We start from the raw sequence: 22286 nt of genomic DNA on the forward strand, positions 1-22286 counted from the left end.
CGAACATACACAACACATTTCACGAGACATCAAAAAGCCGATCGGTGGATCGAGGCTAAACGAACCAACCGCAGACGTCATGCGCGATATCATCACCTTGAAAGTAACGGCCGGACGTTCTGTGGGGCACAATGCGCTTTCCCTGTACAACAGGTCGCGCATGCCATCCGCCCAACTCTTCGAAGAGATCAACGCTCGTGGGCACGTAGAACCCGCCACGATCGGCGAAGCAGTAGCCCAGACACTTCTTGTCGCCACGTATACCGCACCCGATCGCAACTCTGTCATCGACAACCTTGCGTGGCTACCGTCAGATGTAGCTCGCGCCATCTGCTATCGGAGGCCGTCCTCCGACCAGCGGTTAGGTGTAGTAGGTATCAGCACGCGGCGGCTTCTTTCCCTCCGAGAGATTGCCAACTCTGCCAACAATTCAGCCCCGTTGTGGTACACGGAGATACTTCGAACCGCTGATGCAATACCGCTGTCGCCATGCAATTTACCTTCCCGAATGTGGGCACCGGTCGTCCACAATCACCCGCCCACAACAGTGTCCGCCCAGAACTTACTTCCTCTTACATCAGTAATCTCGTTGGCCGCGCTCGGACACCCCGGACGGCCAACCACGCACCGCAATGCGTTCGGCATCCTCGTCAATGCCCATCAACTCGACATTGCACTGCAGTCCCTGTGGTCGGGAGACAATCTAGGTCAGATTTTGAGCTACTACCATTCTCTCCACGATCACCTGAGCTCACAGCCACCACCTATCGACTACGACCGCAGGCGTCGCCTATTCCCTAACGCGACAGTCCTCTACGGAAGAGGACACCCCTATCCAAATCCCGCCCGATTCGTCTGGCAGATCCTCACCGGTTCCGACCCCTTCTCCACTACCGGCGCAGCCAGACGATTCGGACCCCTGATCGACAACTACGGCCGCTTCGCAGAGAGACTCACTCCGACGCAGAAGACCACCCTCGTCGCCGAGGCACGACGACTCCTGATCATGTCCGGAATCACAGACGAGCCCGTCTTCTACGCGCCCGCCTACGACGGAGCGCAGTTCAGACAACGCGTAGCCGACGAACTCGATGACTTGAGCATCGACGATGTCCTCATCCCCGGCACCCACATCACCGCGTTACGAATTTCTTCGCAGGACAGAGACCCCGAAACGATACTGCAATTGGCGCTCTCCGGTGACCACCGACTCGCGCACGCACTCATCTACTTTGCAACAACGGCAGGACAACATCAGGTGACTGCAGCGCGAGACTTACGCAAGGCACCAACCAGTCTCGCAAACTACGAGGATCTCCTCGAAGTGCATCTCGGCCGCGTGCTTCACACCCGCGGTCGGCGCGGCAACCCTCGCGCCCTCACGCCGGTCGGGATCGAACTCCGCGACATGTGCATTCCCCATCTCGCGCAGCTTTCTGTTGTCGCCGGAGTGCCCATCCCGGCAAGCCTTCCATCGACTATCGACAACGACTGAAAGCGACTTGAACATGCCTGATTCTGACCAGACCAAGCCCGGCGCAAGCAACTCGCCCTATGCGGTTGGCAAACCCGTACCCATCCAGCGGCCTCAACGCAGAAGAGTGACCAAGACGTTCGGCCTGTCGATGGGCGACCTTCTAGGACTCCTCGATATTTCTGAGGATTCCATCGCCAACGCTGCTATCTCGCGATCGGAGACCGGCGTCGTTCTCGTGAGCCACGAACAATGCGGCAACCTCTTCCTCGCGATCGGGATGAGAATCCAATGCGATCACGGCGTGGCCGAGATCACCGAGCTCAATGACCAAGACGCAACAATCACGCCCCTCGCCACGAATAGCGCGACCACGCTTCCCATCGCCGATCTCGTATTTCAGGAAGGCTTCGAGATCCTCGACCACCAGTGACTTTCGAATCAAGCACTTCGCATTGGAGGCCGACTTCGAAGCCGCGTTGGCTCGCGTCCGACGGGCAAGCGAACACAGAGACACCCTGTGGGAGCTGGCCGCCGAGCATCTCGCCGATATCCGATCAACCAGAGGTTCGACGTCGGTGAGCACGAGGTACGCGTACTCGCATCAGAATCCCCACGATTCCCCGTCCAGATATCCGTCATCTTCGGAGAGTGGTTACACAATCTCCGATCTGCACTCGACGCAACACTGTACGAGTTGGCAGTGCACGACACTGGCCAGAATCCGCCGAGCCACGCCCCGCGTCGTCACACGCACATACGTGAAATGGCACGTCAAACGCACCCACCACGCCTCCTGGCCACAATTCACACACTCGCCGGTCTACACAACGCTCAAGTGCCTCGCCCACCACTCCCCCTCGGCACTGGGGCCGGGTGAACCGCAACGAGGAAGCTCCCGGACGCCACCGGGCCAGGCGCAGTATCGGGACTATGACGGCAAGACGCGGCCGGTGGAGCGATTCGGCACCTCGGGGGCGAAGGCCGAACGGGCGCTCGTGGAGGCGCTGTCCACTCGCGGTCGGGTGCGAGCCTCCACCGCCGACATCGTCGCCGGCACCACCATGACGACCCTGGCGCAGGCGTGGCTGGGTCAGAAGCGGAAACAGTACCTCGCACCGTCCACATTGGAGCTGTACGAGCAGACGATCCGTGTACACATCACGCCCGCCGTCGGTGATGTGCGCGTCGGCGAGCTGACCGTCGGCGGTGCCGAACGCTTCATCGAGTCCAAGGGCGAAACCACGGTGGCACAGCGGTGTCGCATCATTCTCTCGGGGATGATGGCGCTGGCCGCCCAGCATGACGCGATCGAGCGCCACCCCGTCCGTGACACCTCCACAGTCAAGCGTGAGCGCAAGAAGCCGCGAGCCCTGACCGTCGACGAACTGGCGATCCAGCGGCGGCGGATCGGCTCCTACGCGGGTGGCAACGTCGGTCACGGCCCGCCGCGGGCTATAACCGGCTGGAGCTGTTCGAGTTCTGGCTGGGGACTGGTCGCCGGATCCACGAGGCGCCACCCGCGCGGTGGGCTGACGTCGACTGGGGCGAGCCACCGACGCTGACCCTGCACCGCGAAGTAAGGATGGCGCGAACGATCTGATCCTGACGCTGCCGACGCTCGTGACGGCAGCACTGCGGCGCCAGCGAGCCCGCAACCTACCCGGGGACTTCATCTTTCCGTCTCGAGCCGGGACGGTGCGGTCGGCGGCGAACGTCCGCCGGCAGCTGCGCAAGGCGCGCAAGCATGTCGCGATCATCGACGGCAAACCTGATGGTCCGGCCGAACTGATCGAGTGGGTCACCCCACATTCGCTGCGTCAGACGGTGGGAACGACCGTCGCCGACGAGTACGGCCCGGACGTTGCCGCCGAGCAACTCGGCAACACCCGCGAGGTGCTGGAACGGCACTACCGTCAGCGTCGTTCTGCGGCTCCCGATGTCACGTCGGCTCTCGACGTGCTCGCCCCCATCCGCTCGGTGTGAAAACCGTGGGTGCCCCGCAACACGAAGAAGCCCCCTTCACCGTTCGTGCTGGTGAAGGGGGCTTCTCTGTGCGCCATCAGGGACTCGAACCCCGAACCCGCTGATTAAGAGTCAGCTGCTCTGCCAATTGAGCTAATGGCGCTTGGCGAACCGAGAGGAAACATTACATGACCGGTACCCGATCCATGAAATCGGCTGGTCAGAAGCAGTTTCCGCTCGGTGGTCGCATCACCCGTCAGTGGCGTTGCCCTTCTTCCACACCGACCACGGGACGTTCCAGTCACCGAGGCCATCGTCACCCGGAAGGATCGGTCCCACAGCGTTCTTCACCGTTACGATGTCGCCGCGCAGCGCGGTGTTGAGGAACCACTCGGCGTTGGCGGGACTGACGTTGAGGCAGCCGTTGCTCACGTCATCGACGCCCTGATCGCCGAGCGACCACGGAGCCGAGTGAATGTAGATGCCGCTGAAGGAGATTCGCGTCGCATCGTAGACGGTCTCGCGGTAGCCGCCCGGCGAACTGACCGGCACGCCGTAGGTCGAGGAGTCCATGATGACGCTCGGATCGCGCTCGGCCACGATGTAGATGCCGTTGTTGGTGGGGCTCGAATCCTTGCCCATCGAGGTCGGCATCGTCCGCACGACCTTGCCATTGATGGACACGGTGATCATGTGGGTCTTGTCATCGGCGGAGGCGACGAGCGCACGACCGACGGTGAAGTCGGTGGTGAGGTTGTTGTCGCCGTAGACGCCGCCACCGAGGTCGATGCCCTTGGTGTTGACCTTGACGTTGACCTTGGTACCCGGCGTCCAGAAGTGTTCGGGACGCCAACGCACCATCGAGTCGTTGACCCAGTAGAACGCACCCTCGACCGGAGGGTTGGTGGTGACCTGGATGGCGCGCTGTGCGTTGAGCTTGTTGGTGACCGGCTGATCGAAATTGATCATCACCGGCTGACCAATACCCACGGTCTCGTTCTCGGCGGTCACCGTCGAGGCGGTGGCGGTCGATTCGGCGGAGGCGGTGCTGAAGGTCAGCCTCTTCGCACCCGCGCCGTCGACGCCCTGCGCCGCGGCGGTCAGCGTGTACTGGTCGTCGAAGTCCAATGGGCCCTTGGCGGTCCAGGTGGACCCGTCGGCGGAGACGGTGCCGGGCACCGGCCCGTCCGATCCGGTGACGACGACCGATCGCAGATTGCCGTCATGGGCGGTCACGGTCAGCGGTGCGCCCGGCATCACGCCCACCGCGTTGTCCTTCAGGGGACGGTCGGCCCACCCGGTGACGGAGATACTCGGCTGCCCCAACGAACTCAACGCAGGCGCGTTCCCGGTGGCATCGGGATACGACGACGACGCCGTGCAACCGGGCAAAACGGTCGCGACGGCGCCGACGGTGAGTACGAGGAGCGCGTTTCGGGCATATGAGCCCCGCGCACGGGTCACTGTAGGACCTTGCGGATGACGAGAACGACGACGACAGAGCCCACGCCGGCAAGCGTGTACTTGACTGCGGGCGTGTTCAAGAACGCGAGTGCGGCAGTCTTGGCGTCGCCGGCCAGACGCTGCGGGTTAGCCCGCTCGGCCAGCGCGTCGAGTGTGTGGGCCAGGTCCTCGCGGGCTTTCGCGATGTCCTGCTCGATACGGTCGGTATCCCCGGCCACGTGGTCCTCCCAGGAATGGTCAAGAAAGATCAGCTCATGTGGCCCGGCGGACCACACTTCTCCCCCGACGCAACACGACCGCGCGAGGAGGAGTTCCCGGCGCGGAGCGGATGCGGTGCGAGCGGCCACACAAGGTTACGCCATGCCCGCCGGCGCCACTGCACATCGTCGGTCGGACATCGGACATCATCGACTAGCCTGAGCGTCATGTCAGACACACAACGCCTTGCCGTCGGAGACCCGGCACCGGCCTTCACCCTCCCCGACGCGCAGGGCAACCCGGTGTCGCTGGCCGACTACGCAGGCCGAAAGGTGATCGTCTACTTCTATCCGGCGGCGTCGACGCCCGGATGCACCAAGCAGGCCTGCGACTTCCGGGACAACCTCGCCGACCTCGGAGAATCCGGCATCGATGTGATCGGAATCTCACCCGACAAGCCGGCCAAACTCGCGAAGTTCGCCGACGCCGAAGGACTGGACTTCCCCCTGCTCAGCGACCCGGACAAGTCGGTGCTGACGCATTGGGGTGCGTTCGGTGAGAAGAAGCTCTACGGCAAGGTCGTCACCGGTGTGATCCGCTCGACCTTCCTGGTCGACGAGCAGGGCACGATCGCACTGGCCCAGTACAACGTCCGCGCGACCGGGCATGTCGCCAAGCTGCGCCGCGACCTCGCGCTCGACTGAGCCCACCCCGACACCGCACCCGGACCGATGACCACCCAGCCTCTCGTCCCCCGCAAACGGCCCACGCAGGAGCGCAGCAAACGCAAGTTCTCCGCGATGCTCGCGGCTGCTCGCGAATTGCTCACCGAGGTCGGGTTCGAGTCGCTGACGTGTGAGGAGATCGCCTCGCGCGCCGAGGTTCCCATCGGGACGCTCTATCAGTACTTCGCCAACAAGTACGTGATCGTGTGCGAACTCGACCGACTCGACACGGTCGCGGTCCGCGAGGAGCTCACCGCGTTCGCCTCCGAGGTGCCCTCGCTCGAATGGCCGGTGCTCCTCGAGAAGTTCCTCGACCACCTCGCCGCGTTGTGGCGCGACGACCCGTCCCGGCGGGCGGTGTGGTTGGCGGTGCAGTCGACCCCGGCCACCCGGGCCACCGCCTCGCAGAACGAACGCGTTCTGGCCGACCAGGTCTCGCGGCTGATCGCCCCGCTGACCCCGTCACAGCGGGCTCGGCGCGAGATGATGTCGCAGGTACTGGTGCACACGGCGTACTCGCTGCTGAGTTTCTCGGTGCAGGACGGCCACGACCATCCCGAGACGGTGACCGAGCTCAAACGCATGCTGGCCGGCTACCTGCTGCTCGAGGAGAGCACCAGTTCGGTCTGATCCACCGGTGCTCTGATCCACCGGTGCACTGATCCACCGGTGCACTGATCCACCGGTGCTCGACGAGAAACGACGGCGGTCGGCATCGGCCCGACCGCCGTCGTCTGCTCGTCCCGTGCCTCGCGTGGAACGCCGGGCTCAGCCCGTGCCCTCCAGGATCGCGACCGCGGCGGCCGACGGGCCGTCATGGGTCAGCGAGATGTGCACCTGGGTGTCACGCAGGTGTTCGGCGATCTCCCCGGCCAGCCGGATGGCCGGACGCCCCCAGTTGTCGGTGACCACCTCGATGTCGCTGTGCCGGATCAACGGCAGCAACGGCGACCGGGCGAACCGGCTGACCGACCACGCCTTGACGACGGCCTCCTTGGCAGCCCACCGTGCCGCGAGGTGACGTGCGTCCTCACCGGTACCCGACGCCGCGTCGCGGCGCTCGCCGACGGTGAAGCGGTCGCCGAAGGTCGTTCCCGGCTGGGCCAATTGCTCGGCGAATTCCGGGATCGACACGACGTCGATCCCGACTCCCAACACCGCCATCAGATCGTGGCCGCGCTGCTGGAGGACGACACGTCTTGCGCCGCATCGGCATACGCACCCGACTCGCCCAGACGAATCGCCGGATCGAGGAGCACCTGAGCCTCGGCGTCGTGCTCGTCGCGGGTCTCGTCGAAGCGACGGTTGGCCGGACGACGGTAGGCGGCCTCGCCACCGCACATCGCCTCGAGCAACCGCTGGCTGCCCTTGCGCTCACGCTCGGCGGCACGACGGCGATAGTCCTCGCGCTCGGCAGGGTCCAGCGAGGCGATGAACGCCTCCGGATGTACGACCGCGATCAGGCCCGACACGTGGCCGAATCCGAGGCTGGTCAGCAGACCGGCCTTGAGCGGGAAGCGATCCCCGAGTCGCAGTGTCTCCCGCGCCCAGACCAGATGCGGGTAGTCCTTCATCTGCTCGTCGACGCAATCGAGACTGCGGTTCGGTGGGATGACGCCCTCACGCAACACCTGGCACAGTCCGATCAGCTGGAAGGCGGCGGCACCGCCCTTGGCGTGACCGGTCAGCGACTTCTGCGACACCACGAACAGTGGTGCACCGTCACCACGGCCGATCGCCGCGGCCAGCCGCTCGTGCAGCTCGGACTCGTTGGGATCGTTGGCGCGGGTGGAGGTGTCGTGCTTGGAGACGACGGCGACGTCGTCGGCACTGACACCCAGCGCCGCCAGCGCGTTGGCCAGTGGCGAGCTCAGCGCACCCCGTGCGGCACCCAGCGCACCGAGGCCCGGGGCCGGGATCGAGGTGTGAACGCCGTCGCCGAAGCTCTGCGCCCACGCCACCACACCGAGGACCGGCAGGCCCATCTGCGCCGCGACGTCGCCGCGGGCCAGCAGAATCGTTCCGCCACCTTGGGATTCGACGAATCCACCGCGTCGGCGATCGTTGGCCCGCGAGTAGCGGCGCTCGTCGATCCCCCGCGCGGCCATCTTCGCCGATTCCGCGGTCGCCGACATGTCACCGAATCCGACGATGCCCTCGATACCGAGATCGTCGAAGCCGCCGGCCACCGCGAACAGCGCCTTGCCGAGGCGGATCTTGTCGACGCCCTCCTCGACCGAGACCGCAGCGGTCGCACAGGCGGCGACCGGGTGGATCATCGCACCGTAGCTACCGACGTAGGACTGGACGACGTGCGCGGCAACGATGTTCGGCAGCGCCTCCTGCAGGATGTCGTTGGCCTTGGCCTCGCCGAGCAGGGTGTTGATGTAGAGCTCGCGCATCGAGGTCATACCGCCCATGCCGGTGCCCTGGGTATTGGCCACCAGACCCGGATGCACCCACCGCATCAGCTCGCTCGGGGTGAAGCCCGAGGAGAGGAACGCGTCGACGGTGGACACGAGATTCCACAACGCCACCCGGTCGATCGACTCGGCCATGTCGGCCGAGACGCCCCAACGGGTCGGGTCGAACCCGGTCGGGATCTGCCCACCGACGGTGCGGGTCAGGGCGAAACGACGCGGGACGCGGATCTCGGTGCCCGCCAAACGAGTCACCTGCCATTCGCCGGACTCCTCGTCGGCAACGACCCGGGTTCGCTCGGGATCGGCGGAGGCGAACGCGCGCGCCTCGGCCTCCGAGGACACCGTGAAGGTCAGATCCTCGTCGAGGAACACCGATGTCAACAGCGGCGAGGTGCCGTCGACCAAGGCGCCCTCGTCGGCGTAGCGGCGAATGCCGCATCGCTCGACGACCGCGTCGTGGTAGCGCTCGGCGATGTCGGCCTCGGCCACCGGATCACCGGATTCGGTGTCATACCAGCCCGGCTTGGGCGCGGTATCCCAGGTGATCAGTCCGGTGTTCCAGGCGAGTTCGAGAACTCCTGCGGCACTGAGCTTCTCGTCGACCTCCATCTCGAAGCGCGTGCGTGCCGAACCGTACGGGCCGAGCTCGCCGGCACCGACGATGACGACCATGTCCTCCGGACGCGAGTCGATCTTCGGCCACACCGGGCTCACGCCGCTCGCCGCGCGTGCCGGGGCGGGCAGGGCCGCGACGGTCACCGGTGCCTCGTCCTCGGCCGACTCATCGGTCTCGTCCTCGTCGGCGGCCTGTGCGGCCAGTGCCTTGAGGTCGATCGACGGATCGAGTCCACCGGTGAAGTCGGCGGTCACCGCAGCCTCCCGCGCCAGGGCCCGGGTGGCCGGATCGCAGAGGCCCAGCAGATTGTCGGCCATCTCGTCGGTGGTCCAGGTTCGCACGCCCGCGGCTTCCACCGCGGTGACCATTCCGTCGTTGTGGCCCATGAGTCCGGTGCCCTTGACCCACCCGATCAGCGCATGCGCCAGGGTGGTCTTCGAGCCCCACGATTCCTCTGCAGCCCAACGGGTCACGAGGGCGTCGAGCGCTGCCTTGCTCTCGCCGTAGGCGCCGTCGCCGCCGAACATGCCACGGTTGGGCGAGCCGGGCAGCACCACGTGAAGACGAGCGGCGATGTCGTGGTCGGCACCGATCTCGGACAGACCGGCGATCAACCGCTCCACCGACCACAGCAGCACCTTCATCTCCAGCTCGGCGCGACCGCCGGCGTCGGTGAGGTCACCGGCGACGCGGGGCGCGGCGAACGGGAACAGCAACGTCGGCTTGATCGCCGGCTTCACCACGGCGGTGGTCCCGCCGAGGTTCTCGGTCTGTTCGCTACCCAGCCACGACACCAGCTCGTCGACGTCGGTGTAGGAGGCCATGTTCGCCGGGGCGACCCACAGCGCGGCGTCGTACCGGGCGTTCTCGCGATAGAGCTTCTTGTAGAAGGCCAGTCGCTGCGAGTCCAGTCGCGAGGTGGTCGCCACCACCGTGGCGCCGCCGGCCAGCAGCCCGGCGACGACCGACGCGGCGATCGACCCCTTGCTGGCACCGGTCACCACAGCGACCTGATCGGCCCACCGGCCCTGTCCGGGCTCTTCGGCGACATGCGCGATGGTCCCGAAAGCGCGCTCGTGCACCAGGTTTCCCGCGGCCAGCGCCTTGCCCTGCCACCAGGTGGCGTGCTGGGCGACGGTGTGCCCGGAACCGGCGAAGCGTGCGGTGAGCGCGTCGAAGTCGGCGTCCAGCTCATCGGCGTCGGTGAGCCAGATCCGCACCAGATCCTCACGCGTGGTCGCCCAGCGGTCGTCGATGAGGACGACCTTGGCCTCGTCGAAGGCCGGTGCGACGGTGCGCGCCCAGTCCGAACCCAGCTCGTCGCTGACCCGCTGCGCCAGAACCGCATTGGGGTCGTCGGCGGTCTCGGGGGTCGAGACCTCCTCGGTGAGACCGAGTTTGGAGAGCATGGTGTAAGCGGCCGACGCCAGCGCACCTGTGCGACCGGTGATCTGCTCGGTGAACTCACCGAGCGCAGCCGCATCGACCGTTGCGCCGCCACCGGACTCGGCTGCCGGCTTGGCCACGGCGATACCGCGGGAGGCGCCGACCGCCGCGACTGCACGGTCGATCAGCGCGTCGAGACCGTCAGCGTTCGCGACGGCACCGTCGAGGAGGTCGCCCAGATCGCCACCGCGGACGCTGGCGCCCTCACGGGTGCCCAATGCGAGCGCGACCTGGGTGTGCAGACCCCAGCCCGGGCCCAGTTGCCACACGCCGGTCACCCGGTCGGTGATGTAGGACTGACGCTTGCCGGTCGGGCCGATCACCTTGCGGATCTGATCGCCGACGGCGTCGGTCAGCACGGTGCCCAGCGGGCGGTACCCGCGGGCCAGGCTCTCCACCGTCGAGGCCAGTGCAGCCATGTCGGCTTCGGCGGCTCCGTCGATGGCGCCGAGACCGAGCTCTCCGCCGATGTCGAGGAGCAACTGGTTACGACGCGACGACACGCCGTCGCACAGCGCCTCGATGGTGTCGGCGGCACCGATCTGATCGGTCCGCATCTTGGTCCACAGCGCGATGACGGACTTGACCGCGTCGGCCGGGCCGAACGAGATGTCGTCGGGCCGCGGGCCGCTCGCCGCAGCGGGGGCGGCAGCCGGCGCTGCAGGTGCAGGAGCGGCGGCGGCCTCGGCCGCCGGGGCCTCGCTCGGTGCCGACTCGGCGGGTTCGTCGTCCTCGGGCTCGGGTCCGGAGTCCTTGGCCAGGATCACATCCGAGTCGCGCTCGAGGTTGCACACCTCGGTGGTCGCCGAGTCGTATCGATCGAGTTTGAGGGTATTGGTCGCCAGGCCCGCGAGGGTCGGGGCGCCCTTCAGGCCGATCTCGACGAAGCGTTGCACACCGAGCCCGTCGCGGTCGGCGCCGGAGAACAGTAGCTCCTGAGTTTCGATCCAGCGCACCGGGCTGGCGAACTGCCACGCCAGCAACTCGATGAGCACCACGCGTGCCAGTTTCGCCGGCTGCGCGGCCCACGAATCCCAGTCCGCGAGAACCTCGTTCAGCGGGTCGGACGGAACCAGATCGGCGATCTCGGCGACGAAGTCGCGGCCGAGATTGAACATCCGCGGCACCAGGTTCGGGATGTAGTGCCCGATGAGGATCGACGGATCGAATTCCTCGGGAAGCAGCGCGTCGAGCTTGCCGCGGAATTCCGGCACGCCGGCACGCAGCACCGTCGAGTGGAACGGCACGTCGATGCCGGGCACGATGATGAACGAGCGCTTGCCGCCGAATTCGATGCGGCGACGCTCGATCTCCTCCTCGAGTCGCTCGAGGCCGCGCACGGTGCCGGCGATCGCGTACTGCGAACCGAGCAGATTGAGGTTCACGACCTCAAGGAACTCACCGGACTCGGCGCCGATCTGCGCGACGAAGTCGGTGACCTCGGCGTCGTCGAGCCCGAACTGGCTGGGCCGGATGGCGGCCATCCGATAGTCACTGCGGCCCTGATCATCTCGGGGCACCAGGTGATGCATGGCCTCGCCACGCTGGAAGACGACCTCGAGCACCGCCTCGAGCGGCAACACTCCCGCGCAGGCCGCGAGCGCGTTGTACTCGCCGACGGAGTGACCGCAGGTGATCGCACCCTCGACGAAGCCGCCGGATTCCTTGAGCTCGGCGATCTGTGCCACACCGAGGGTCGCCATGGCGACCTGGGTGAACTGGGTCAGGAACAGCACACCGTCGGGATGGTTGTAGGTCGTCCCGTTGGCGATCAGGGTGGTCGGGTTGTCACGGACCACCGCGAGGATCGAGAAGCCCAGTGCGGCACGGGTGTGCTTGTCGGCGCGGTCCCAGATCTTGCGTGCGGCCTTCGAGCGTGAGCGGGCGTCGAGACCCATGCCCTTACTCTGGATGCCCTGCCCGGGGAAGGCGTAGACGGTACGCGGCGCGGCCAGCAGACCGGTGGCGCTCATCACGAGGTTGTCGCCGACCTTGGCGGTGACCTCGACGATCTCGCGGCCGGCGTCCATTCCGACCCGGTCGGCGCGGACGGTGATCTCGTCGCCGGTTCGCACCATGCCCAGATACCGTGCGGTCCAACCGATCAGCGGTCGCGGTGATGGAATCGGGTTCTTGGCATCGGTGGCGGTGAGCACCTGCTGCGCCGCCGCCGACAGCCACATGCCGTGCACGATCGGGTCACCGAGGCCGGCCAGCCGCGCGGCGGCGGAGTCGGTGTGGATCGGGTTGCGGTCGCCGGAGACCGCGGCGAAGCCGGTCATCCGCTCCGGTGCGGTGATGGTCGCGGTGCGCAGGGTCTTGCGGGTCGCCGAGCCCTCGTCGTCGAGCGCTCCCCCGGCGCGTGCCGGGTCGGCGAGTTCGGCCGAGCCGAGTCGTCCGCGGATCGCGAAGCGCTCGGTCATCACGGCGACCTGCTTCTGTCCGTCGATCACCTCGACCTGCACCTGCACGACGCGACCGACCTCGGTGTCGGAGACCGGGCCACCGGTCGCGATCACGGTGAGTTGAGTTGCCTCCGTGGGGATCTCACCCACCAGGTGCACCGCGTGATCGAGGTGAACCAGGTCGAGTAGACCCTCGACGACCGCTCGGCCATCCTCGGTGGTGGCTGCGCCGATGACACTGAACACGCTCGGCCAGCAGGCACCGACGAGGGTGTCGGGAACGGCGAAGCCGAAGGGCTCGGCCGGGGTGGTCGGATGCAGATGCGGGGGCAGGGTGTAACCGGTGACCGCGGCGTGGTCGGCGACCGACTCCGGCGCCCAGGTGACCGTGGTGCGCGAGACGCCGTCGGCGACCTCGGCCAGCGATCCGCCGGCGGCGACGGTGAGGATCTCCCGCATCGCGGTCGAGGCATCGTCGGCGAGGACCAGCGGGGCGCCACCGTCGGCGAGCGAGGCGTCGACGTGCAACGGGATGCGCACCGACGCGCTCGAGATCGGGATGACGAGGTCGAAGCGCTCGTCGTCGATCCGCTCCAGCACCGAACCGGTCGGCTCGTGCTCGGCGCGGACATCCGAGAGCACCGACCACTTGTCCCGATCACCCAGCCGCGCAATCGGACTCGGAACCATGCGGCTCGCCCAGCAGACGTCGTCGGCTTCCAGGACGCTGGTCAGACGACCGGCGTCGGCGGCCAGTCCGGCCTGCTTGCGGGAGTCGATGACGCTCGGCTGCACGCCGGTTGCGCCGAGGTCGGTGACGACCTGCGCCTCGAAACGGTCCAGCAGGTCACCGATGGGCTCGTCGACACGGGTGATGCCGGCGACGGCCACCGGCCCCGGGATGATGCACACGGCCTCGGCCGGGTAGCGGGCATCGTGGGCCTGCCACAGCGAGTCGCTGCGCCACCACCGGCGGACATCCTTGTCGATGACGGGCACGAAGTTGACCGGCTTGCCCGGGGTGCGGCACTGATCGAGGAAGAACGCGACGTCGGCGGGGTGTAGGACGTCGACTTCGACCTCGGGGTACACGCCGATGAGGGCGTCGATCGCGGCGTGCGCGTCCTCGACGGTGGTGACATCGGTGAACATGGTCGGGATCTCACCCGAATCCACCGGGTTCATCCGGGCCTCGGTGCGGCGCAGCATCTCGATGAAACGCTGCTTCCAGGTGATGTCGGCCCACGGCAGTTGCTCGTCGTCGGGCGCACCCACGGCCAGGGTGGCATAGCGCTCGAGCCAGGCCCGATAGGTCATCTCGGCGACGTCGCCGAAGTAGGGCTTGGCGGTGGGGGCCATCGCGGCGATGATCTCGTCGTGCCGCGCCGCGACCGCGTCGGCGTCGCCGGCGACCTCGTCGAGCAGGCGTCCGCACGCGGAGGCGGCATTGTCGATCTCGTGGATGTCGGCACCGAGTTGGCTACGGCCCGAAGCCATTCCGGCGGTGGCACCGCCGGCGCCGATCCACTCGTCGCAGCCGACTGTGTCGACCAGCAGTTGCTTGACCTCGGGAGCCGTGGTGGCCTCCTTGGCCGCCATCGCAGCGGTGCCGACGAGGATGCCGTCGAGCGGCATCAGCGGGTAACCGTGCTCGGCGGCCCAGTGCCCGGTCAGATACGCGCTGGCACGTTCGGGGGTGCCGATGCCGCCGCCGACGCAGACCACGACATTGGGTCGGGCACGCAGCTCGCCGTAGGTGGCCAGCAGCAGATCGTCGAGGTCTTCCCACGAGTGGTGACCACCGGCGCGGCCACCCTCGATCTGGACGATCACCGGGTGGTGGGGCACCTCGGCGGCGATGCGGATCACCGAGCGGATCTGCTCGACGGTTCCGGGCTTGAAGGCAACGAAACGCAGTCCGGCCTCGACGAATTCGTCGACGAGCGCCACGGCCTCGTCCAGTTCGGGGATCCCGGCCGAGACGATGACGCCGTCGATCGGGGCACCCTGGGCGCGAGCCTTCTGCACGAGGCGCTTACCACCGAGCTGTAGCTTCCACAGGTACGGGTCGAGGAACAGCGCATTGAACTGCGCCTGCCGTCCCGGCTCGAGCAGGTCGGTCAGGGTCGCGACGTTGTCGGCGAGGATCTGCTCGGTCACCTGCCCACCACCGGCGAGCTCGGCCCAGTGTCCGGCGTTGGCAGCGGCGGCGACGATGGCCGGATCCACGGTGGTCGGGGTCATGCCGGCGAGCAGCATCGGCGAACGCCCGGTGAGCTTGGTGAACGCGGTCTCGACGACCTTGCGACCGTCGGGGAGTTCGGCGAGGGTCGGCGCGAACTCGCTCCACGGGCGGGCAACCTCGGGGATACCGCCGGGGCTGAACAGGTTTCGTTGTCCACCGCGCGATGCGGCGGCGACCAGACCGACACCCTGGCCGCGAACGAGCGGGGCCGAGAGCCGGGTGGCGAGGTCACCGGGACCGAAGTCGAGAATCCACCCGACACCGGTGCCGAGGGTCTCCTCGACGGTGCCCACCCAGTCCACGGTGGCGACAAGGATGTCGTGGGCGTGCCGCACGGCGAGATCGACGTCGATCCCACACTGCTCGGCCCACTGCCCGACGAGTTCGACCGCACCGGCCATGGCCGGATGGTGGAAGGCGACACTGACCGACAGATGATCGAAGGAGGGGGCGAACGGCGCGCCGCCGGTGACCTTGCGCTTGCGCTCATCGGCCTCTGCCGCGGCGACCTTCTCGCACAGTGCGGTGAAGGCACGCAGGTGGCGCGGCGCGCCGGACAGCACGACCGCGGTGCGGCTGTTGCGGATCGCGATGACCGGGGCGTTGTCCTGCTCGGCTGCGGCGAGCTCGGAACGGTACTGCGCGAGAAGCGATTCGATGCGCTCGGGCCGGACGCCGGTCACCGCGAGCATCGGCGAGCCCTCACTGGTCGTGGCCAGGCCGCGCCGGCGGGCGACGATCGTGCCCGCGGCACCGATGAGGTGGGCGATGGCCAGCAATAGACCCTGACCCGATTCGGCCACGTGGCCCTCGGCCCCGATGGCACCGGTGGCCAGCGAGCCCTGGGAATGTCCGATGACGGCCCGCGGCGCGGCCTGAGCGGTGTCGAGGCCCTGCTTACGCAGCGACTCGATCGCGGCGAGTTGGGTGAGCAGCACGCCGGGGCCGGACAGCGTGAAGTCGGCGAGGTCGGCGTCCGACGGTGCGGGCTCGCCGGCGTCGAGGGCGTGGGCCCACGCCATCGGGTGAAATCCGTCCGGCCGGGCGATCGTGATCTGCTCGGCGACCGGCTCGACGAGGCGTTCGGCCGCGTCGACGACGCCGGCCACCCGATGCTCGAGGTCGGCGTCGATCACCAGCTCTGCCAGGGTCGGCAGCCAGGCTGCTCCCTGACCGCCGAAGCTGACCGCGTAGGGCTCGCCGGCAAGGAGGCGATCGATGAGCGCCTGGGTGGGGCGGCCGGTGGTGGTCCGGTCTGCTCCGGTGCGATGGTGATCGACGGTCACATGAACTCCTGTGGTTGTGTCCGGTTGTCGTACGACCCGTGACCGCACCCGCTGACGGGCACGCGTCATCGCCACCGGTGCCCGACGTGGGCCGGGCCGGTAGAGTGGTCGCGATGTTTCTGAACACGCCTGTGTGACACCGTCTTTGGTGTGGCGTTCTCGGCAGTGAGATATCGCCGACGTGTTCGTGGCACTCATCATGACACACGAAAGTGAGGGATTCCTCATGTTCGGAACTGACCCCGCGGTATACCCGTCGGTAATCCCGCGGGTAACACACACGTGCACTCAACCCGGTTTGGGGACCGCCAGGGTTGCGCCAGTTCACGCCAGCTTTTCGCGGACCGAACGAGCGCTCCGCAGGTCAGCCGGCGTTCGTTATTCAATCGTTATGTGAACTGGAACACCTTTGGCGGCGTGTCCCGCACCACACCCGCCGATGTCGGGTGGGCACGCCGACGACGTAGGGTGATCGACCATGACCGACTGTGTCTTCTGCGACATCGTGTCGGGCGCGGCCCCAGCCCGCGTCGTCTACTCCGACCCCGATGTCCTGGGCTTTCTCGACATCCGGCCGATCACCCGCGGCCACACGCTGTTGGTGCCCCGGACACATTCGACCGGGCTGGCCGACCTCGCACCCGAACTCGGCGCGCGCATGCTGCGCGCGGGCCAGTCCGTGGCCGCGGCCATGAAGCGCTCGCCGCTGGCCGCCGACGGCGTCAACCTCGCGATCAACGACGGTCGGGCGGCCTTTCAGACCGTCTTCCACACCCATCTGCACGTCGTGCCACGACACGACGGTGATCGCCTGCGCTTCGTCCGCGGAATGATCGTTCGTCGCGATCCCGATCCGGATTCCACAGCGATGCTGCTGCGTGCGGCCCTCGACGGCACCAGGGAATCGTGAGGTGCGATGACCGACGAGCACCGGGGCGAGCCACTGATCCCGCCCGAGGTCACCGAGATCGTTCGCGCGGCCGAGTGGGTCACGGTCTTCAGCGGCGCGGGAATGAGCGCCGAGAGCGGCATCCCCACCTTCCGAGACGTCCGCACCGGTCTGTGGGAGAACTTCGATCCGACAACTCTGGCCACGCCACAGGCTTGGCGTGACGATCCGGCGCTGGTGTGGGGTTGGTATCAGTGGCGCGCCGGACAGGTCCGACGCCGCGAGCCGAACGCCGGGCACCGCGCACTCGCCGAGCTCCGGCATGCCGGGCGCGCGGCGGGAGACGATCCGCGCGCGGTGATGGTGGTGACCCAGAACGTCGACGACCTGCACGAACGTGGGGGCACGCCGGTGACCAGTCATCTGCACGGCAGCCTGTTCGCGCCGCGTTGCTCCCGTTGTGGGCATCGGTTCACCGAGACCGACCCCATCGACGTCGCCGACCCGGAGGTCACCGGCGAGCTGCCGAGGGTAGAGCCTCCGCGGTGCCCGGTCTGTGGCGAGCTGGTGCGTCCGGGCGTGGTGTGGTTCGGTGAACCACTGCCCGCGCAGGAGTGGCAACGCGCCGATGCAGCCTTCCGCGCGACCGACGTCGTCCTCGTGATCGGCACGAGCGGGATCGTGTACCCGGCAGCGTCGTTACCCGAACGCGCCGCGGCCGCCGGGATTCCGGTCATCGAGATCAATCCCGAGCCCTCGGCGCTGACACCGTCTGTGCAGCAACGTATTCCGGTCGGCGCGGCGGTGGCGCTACCCGCACTGGTGCAGGCGCTGGAGGTGCCGCCTACTCGCCTGCGCTGAGATCCACCGGCTCCCACACCGCGGCGAGTTCCGCCGACGAGCCTTCCGAGACAGCGGTTCCCGCGATACCGACATGCGGGCCGGCCACCGATCCGGGCTTCACACCACGGCGATCGAGAGCCTCCCATAGCGGCGCCAGCGCGGCGTCGGCGTCGAGTTCGAACTCCGACTCCCGCACCCGCCAGAACTCCCAACCACATCGCCGCAGTTCGCGCTCACGCTCCATGTCGGAACGGGCTTGCGCACCGGTCGTGGTGAATTCATCACCGTCGCATTCGACCGCCAGACGGCCGTCGGCGCCGGTGACCACCAGATCGATGCACATGTTGTTGACCGAAACCTTGGGCGTGACGTGATAACCGTGCGCGGCAAGGCAATTGAAAATCTTCTGCTCGAAGAGACTCTCGAACGGTTCGACCCTGCGGTCATCGGGGACGTCGACCGGCATGGCGTCGATGGCCGGTCCGGCATTGGCCTGCATATAGCCCAGCAGCGACCGCCGCAGGTCACCCTCCCCCAGGTCGGCGAGATCGATGGAGTGGAACAGCCACATCTGATCCATCGCGCGAGACGCAGCGACATTGATGCGGCGCTGCGACTCGGCGCGCGTCAGGGCGGCGATCGACGAGGGGTCGGAAACCACCATCGACAAGAAGATCACCCGCCGCTCATCACCCTGGAAGTCAGGCGGTGACCCCACCCGAATCCGCCGGGCACGCCACGTCTCGTCGTCGACCGCCTCGCGCAACGCACGGGTCAGGAGGTCGATCTGCTTGGTGCCCTGCAAGGCGATGACACCGAAATCGAGTCCGTCGTAGGCAGTGTCGGCCAGGCACTCGACCAGTGTCGACACCAACTCGTCGACCTCGCTGGTGTTGACGATCGAATTACCTTGCCCCTGAGCAATTCCCGATACCCGCACGGTCCGTAGCGGATCGAGTCGGTCCGCGCCGTGCTGACGGACCGGGATCAGCGGGGCGTCGGCGTAGAACTGCGCCGACGAGTAGCCGATGATCTCGGGCATCGAGCGGAAATGCTCCCGTAGTCGGATGACGTGGCCGAATCGGCTGCGCAGCAACGAGAACAGACTCGATCTCGGCGTGAGACCGTCACGAAGATAGTGCGGCAGGTCGGGCAACCGGGCGTCGAGTGCGGCGAAGGCGTCGTCGAGAGTGGTGCCCGCCAGCCCCGTCGGGGCGCACTGCCGGTCGTCGCCGACCACGATCACCCGCGGAGCGAGCCAGAGCAGGAACACGCTGGTGATGTCGGACTGACTGGCTTCGTCGACGATCACCACGTCGAACGAATTCTGTTCGGGCGCAATCATGTCCACCACCTGCGACATCGGCATCACCCATGCCGGCACCGCGGCTGATGCCTGCTCCATCGCCTCCCGGGCTGCAGCGCGGAACCTCGAAGCATGCTTACCCGACCCCTTGCCGAGGTTGATCATGTGGTCGCGATAGGACTGCAACGCCTGGACCTGGGCCACGGTCACGCGCGACAGGCACGCCCGCCACGCGCGGGCCGCGGCGAGTTGTGTGGTCAACTGCGCGATGTCGGCCTCGGCCTCGTCGAGGGCAGCCGACCACCGCTGCTCCCCCTTGGGATCGCTGCGTTCGGCGGCCCACGTCCGTGCACGTCGCCACGCCCATGCGTCGGAGACATCGCGCAGTCTCGCGTCCCATCGCGGGTCGTCGGCCGTGGACGCCAACAGATCCGCGAAATCCGGTGCCTTGCTGCGTAACCGCAGCATGAGGAGGTCCAGGGCGGTCTGGTCCTCCCATTCCGTCCGGGCGACCGTTGCCGCGCGCCGGGCGGCGCGGATGGCCTCGGCATCGGCGTTGGCCAGTGCGGAGACCAGGGCATCGCCCTCCGGTGAGGGCCCCTTCTCCAGTTGCGCAGCCAGACTGTACGCGTGCTCGGCGAGCTCTTCCTCGGCGAGCAGGGCATCGTTGGCCGCGGCGATCGCGCCGGCCTCGCGGGCCACGCGCGCGGCTTCGGTGACACTGCGCGGTCGCGGGCCGCCCGGACTGATCACCTCGAGTTCACGAACGAGGTCGTCGCGCGCGGTGACCAGGGCCGAGATCCAGCCGAGTTGCCCGTCGAGGAGGACCAGCCGGTTCAGCTGCGACGACCGCGATCCCGAGGTGTCGATGGGGACGTGCAGGTCGCCGAGGACGCGCTGCGCCTGATGCACGGCGTCGAAGACGGCCAGATGATCGGCCACCGCCTGCAACGACCGCTCGTCGGTGGCCGGCCGGCCGTCGACGGTGACGACCACACCGGATTCCTCGACCGCACGCTGCTCCTCGGATCGGCGCAAACGGCCGCGCCAGCGTCCGCCGTCGCGCAGGTGGGCCGCTGCCGCGGCGAACAGCTCACCGTCCCCCGGCCGCGCACCGTCCACGACGACACTGTGCGCGCCGAGCTCGCGATCGCGGCGCGCGGCGTCGGCGATCACCGGCGAGAGGGCGGTGACCCGAGACCACAGGTGCGCGGCCTGTCCGGCGAGAAGCCGATCGGCCATGTCGATCATGGTCGGCGGAAAGGTACCGACCTCGTGGGCGGCGACGCCGAGGTGATCGCAGATCTCCTTGATATGGAGCAATCGCGGGCTGGCGACATCGCCGAGGATCGACATCAGCGATCCGCTGCCGACCATCGGCTCGGCCGGCCGCCGCGCGATCCGCGCACAGATCTGGTCCATGGTCGCGGGGTCCGGAAGGTGATCATCGAGATCGACGAAACGCTGGGACAGTCGCGGCGTCTGTCCTCTCGTGGCCCTCAGTAATTCGAGGAGACGCCGGAACTCGCTCGCATCGAGTGGCGCGAATGCCCCGTCGATCGGGCCCGGGAACCAGTCCAACCGGTCAGCGTCGGCGTTGGTCTGCCGGACGATCGCCGCGGCCGTCCCGGAGAAGTCACCGGCCACCCATTCGTGCACCTCGGTTTCGGAGCGGCGCAGTTCCCACAGCCCCCGCAGCGCGCGTTCACGCCGCTCGACCGCTTGCTGCCGACGCGCAGAGAGATCGTCGATCTCGGCGCTGCCGACGCTGTCGACGTAGGTCGCCTTGCGTTCGGCGATCTCCTCGACACCGGAGACCACCGACTCGAAGCGATCGCGGGACAGGTCGGCGGTGGAGACGGTCAGCGCGCGCAACTCCGGCGGCAGGATGTCCCGCAGGACCGCGAGCGCGCCGGCCTTCTCGCTGGTCACCAGCACCCGCTGGCCCTTGGACAGAAGGGCGGCAACCACATTGGCGATGGTCTGGGTCTTCCCGGTGCCCGGCGGCCCTTCGACCACGACACCGCTGTCGGCGCCCAGACGCGACAGCACATCACGCTGTTCGACATTGGACGGCAACGGATAGAGCGCGTCGGTGATGAGTTCGCCGGCGGGCAGGGCTCCCGAGGCCGCGAGCGCCTCGACGCGCTCGTCGACCTCGATCGGCGCCACCAGCTGCGCCAACCCGATCGGCACGTCCTCGGTGGACTCACGCAGCCGGTCGGCGACGGTGTCGTAGAACGCCGCCAGAGCAGTGGTCGACCGCTCGCGAAGGACCAACGCCGTAGCCGACGGATCGACCACCACGGTGACCTGGTCGGGGTCGGTGTCGACACGCGGAATCCACTCGTCGAGCAGATCGGTGGCCTTGGGACTCACCACACTGGGCAGAGCCTCGAAACGGGAGTGGAGCTTGACCGTCCGGGAGAGGTCGATTCCCTCGATCCCCGCGAGCAGTCGGGCGTCCTGGACACTCGGCGCAGACCCTGCGCCGAGCGAGATCCGCAACGCGCCCGTGTCCGGATCGCGCTGCGCGACAACCTCTTGGGTCAGCAGGTACTCCCGTACCAGTTCGGATGCGCCGTCGTCCGGAGAGCCGGCCCCGATCACCGAGGTCACCACCACCAGGCCACCGGCCACCACGAGTTCGCGGGATTCCGGATGGTCGTACAGCTCGGTGATCATCGCGTCGAGCTCGTCGTAGCCGACGTAGCCGGGGTCGAGCTCCACGACGACCTGGCCGGCCGCGGCACCCGAACGCACCGTGACCGCGGTACCCGGACCGACGTCGAGCCGGGCGCGATGGGCGTCGACATGACGCCGACGACCGGCGCGGGTGGCCAGGAGGTCGGAGAGGAATTCGAGCAGACGCACGACCTGGTCACGACGGTCGTCGAGAGTCTCCTGCTCGGCCATCAGCCCGGCTTCCTCCTGCGCAGATCCCCCGACCTGGCCGGACGGCACCGGCCCACGGTCGGGCTGACCCATCACGCTATCAAGT

13 protein-coding genes and 1 tRNA gene are annotated in these 22286 nt (G+C 67.6%); 8 read left to right on the forward strand and 6 right to left on the reverse strand.

The genetic code is table 11. The features are described 5' to 3' along the window. From P3L18_RS26750 to P3L18_RS26765, 4 genes are all read left to right on the forward strand, one after another. On the forward strand, window positions 1-1495 hold a 1495-nt coding region (locus tag P3L18_RS26750; protein WP_276115826.1), incomplete at its 5' end, for a hypothetical protein. A 13-nt stretch (window positions 1496-1508) separates the two neighbouring features. Then, window positions 1509-1907, forward strand: a complete 399-nt coding sequence (locus P3L18_RS26755) for a hypothetical protein (RefSeq protein ID WP_276115827.1) — start codon at window positions 1509-1511, stop codon at window positions 1905-1907. Between the two features lie 328 nt (window positions 1908-2235). Continuing rightward, on the forward strand, window positions 2236-3039 hold the full coding sequence (locus tag P3L18_RS26760) for a hypothetical protein (protein WP_276115828.1): 804 nt from the start codon (window positions 2236-2238) through the stop codon (window positions 3037-3039). A 58-nt stretch (window positions 3040-3097) separates the two neighbouring features. Further along, entirely contained in the window at window positions 3098-3460 is a 363-nt protein-coding gene (locus P3L18_RS26765; RefSeq protein ID WP_276115829.1) for a hypothetical protein, read from the forward strand. Between the two features lie 69 nt (window positions 3461-3529). Here P3L18_RS26765 and P3L18_RS26770 read toward each other — a convergent pair. From P3L18_RS26770 to P3L18_RS26780, 3 genes are all read right to left on the reverse strand, one after another. Next, a tRNA-Lys gene (locus P3L18_RS26770) sits at window positions 3530-3602 on the reverse strand. 86 nt (window positions 3603-3688) lie between these two features. Further along, on the reverse strand, window positions 3689-4903 hold the full coding sequence (locus P3L18_RS26775; protein WP_079929394.1) for an Ig-like domain-containing protein: 1215 nt from the start codon (window positions 4901-4903) through the stop codon (window positions 3689-3691). Then, window positions 4900-5121 (reverse strand): DUF3618 domain-containing protein, encoded by a 222-nt coding sequence (locus tag P3L18_RS26780; RefSeq protein ID WP_079929397.1) that lies wholly within the window; start codon window positions 5119-5121, stop codon window positions 4900-4902. Before P3L18_RS26780 ends, P3L18_RS26775 begins: the two co-directional genes overlap by 4 nt. Window positions 5122-5328: 207 nt before the next feature. Here P3L18_RS26780 and bcp point away from each other — a divergent pair, with 207 nt between their 5' ends. Continuing rightward, window positions 5329-5805, forward strand: a complete 477-nt coding sequence (bcp, locus tag P3L18_RS26785; protein ID WP_079929393.1) for a thioredoxin-dependent thiol peroxidase — start codon at window positions 5329-5331, stop codon at window positions 5803-5805. A 27-nt stretch (window positions 5806-5832) separates the two neighbouring features. Beyond that, window positions 5833-6456, forward strand: a complete 624-nt coding sequence (locus P3L18_RS26790) for a TetR family transcriptional regulator (RefSeq protein WP_006371212.1) — start codon at window positions 5833-5835, stop codon at window positions 6454-6456. 138 nt (window positions 6457-6594) lie between these two features. Here the strand turns inward: P3L18_RS26790 and P3L18_RS26795 are convergent, their stop codons facing one another. Both P3L18_RS26795 and P3L18_RS26800 read right to left on the reverse strand, forming a co-directional pair. After that, a complete protein-coding gene (locus tag P3L18_RS26795; RefSeq protein ID WP_006371211.1) occupies window positions 6595-6990 on the reverse strand; it encodes a holo-ACP synthase in 396 nt (131 codons plus the stop codon). Next, complete coding sequence (locus P3L18_RS26800; RefSeq protein WP_276115830.1) at window positions 6990-16247, reverse strand: type I polyketide synthase; 9258 nt, start codon at window positions 16245-16247, stop codon at window positions 6990-6992. The genes P3L18_RS26795 and P3L18_RS26800 overlap by 1 nt, the downstream gene beginning before the upstream one ends. 478 nt (window positions 16248-16725) lie before the next feature. Between P3L18_RS26800 and P3L18_RS26805 the strand changes: the two genes are divergently transcribed. Then, on the forward strand, window positions 16726-17157 hold the full coding sequence (locus P3L18_RS26805) for an HIT family protein (protein WP_014359684.1): 432 nt from the start codon (window positions 16726-16728) through the stop codon (window positions 17155-17157). Between the two features lie 6 nt (window positions 17158-17163). Continuing rightward, window positions 17164-17997 (forward strand): NAD-dependent deacylase, encoded by an 834-nt coding sequence (locus P3L18_RS26810; protein ID WP_006371529.1) that lies wholly within the window; start codon window positions 17164-17166, stop codon window positions 17995-17997. On the opposite strand, the gene P3L18_RS26815 is transcribed toward P3L18_RS26810, so the two are convergent. Next, a complete protein-coding gene (locus P3L18_RS26815) occupies window positions 17981-22273 on the reverse strand; it encodes an AAA domain-containing protein (RefSeq protein ID WP_079929392.1) in 4293 nt (1430 codons plus the stop codon). The genes P3L18_RS26810 and P3L18_RS26815 overlap by 17 nt on opposite strands. Window positions 22274-22286: the final 13 nt, after the last annotated feature.

Source organism: Gordonia sp. N1V (assembly GCF_029269935.1).
Lineage (GTDB): Bacteria > Actinomycetota > Actinomycetes > Mycobacteriales > Mycobacteriaceae > Gordonia > Gordonia polyisoprenivorans.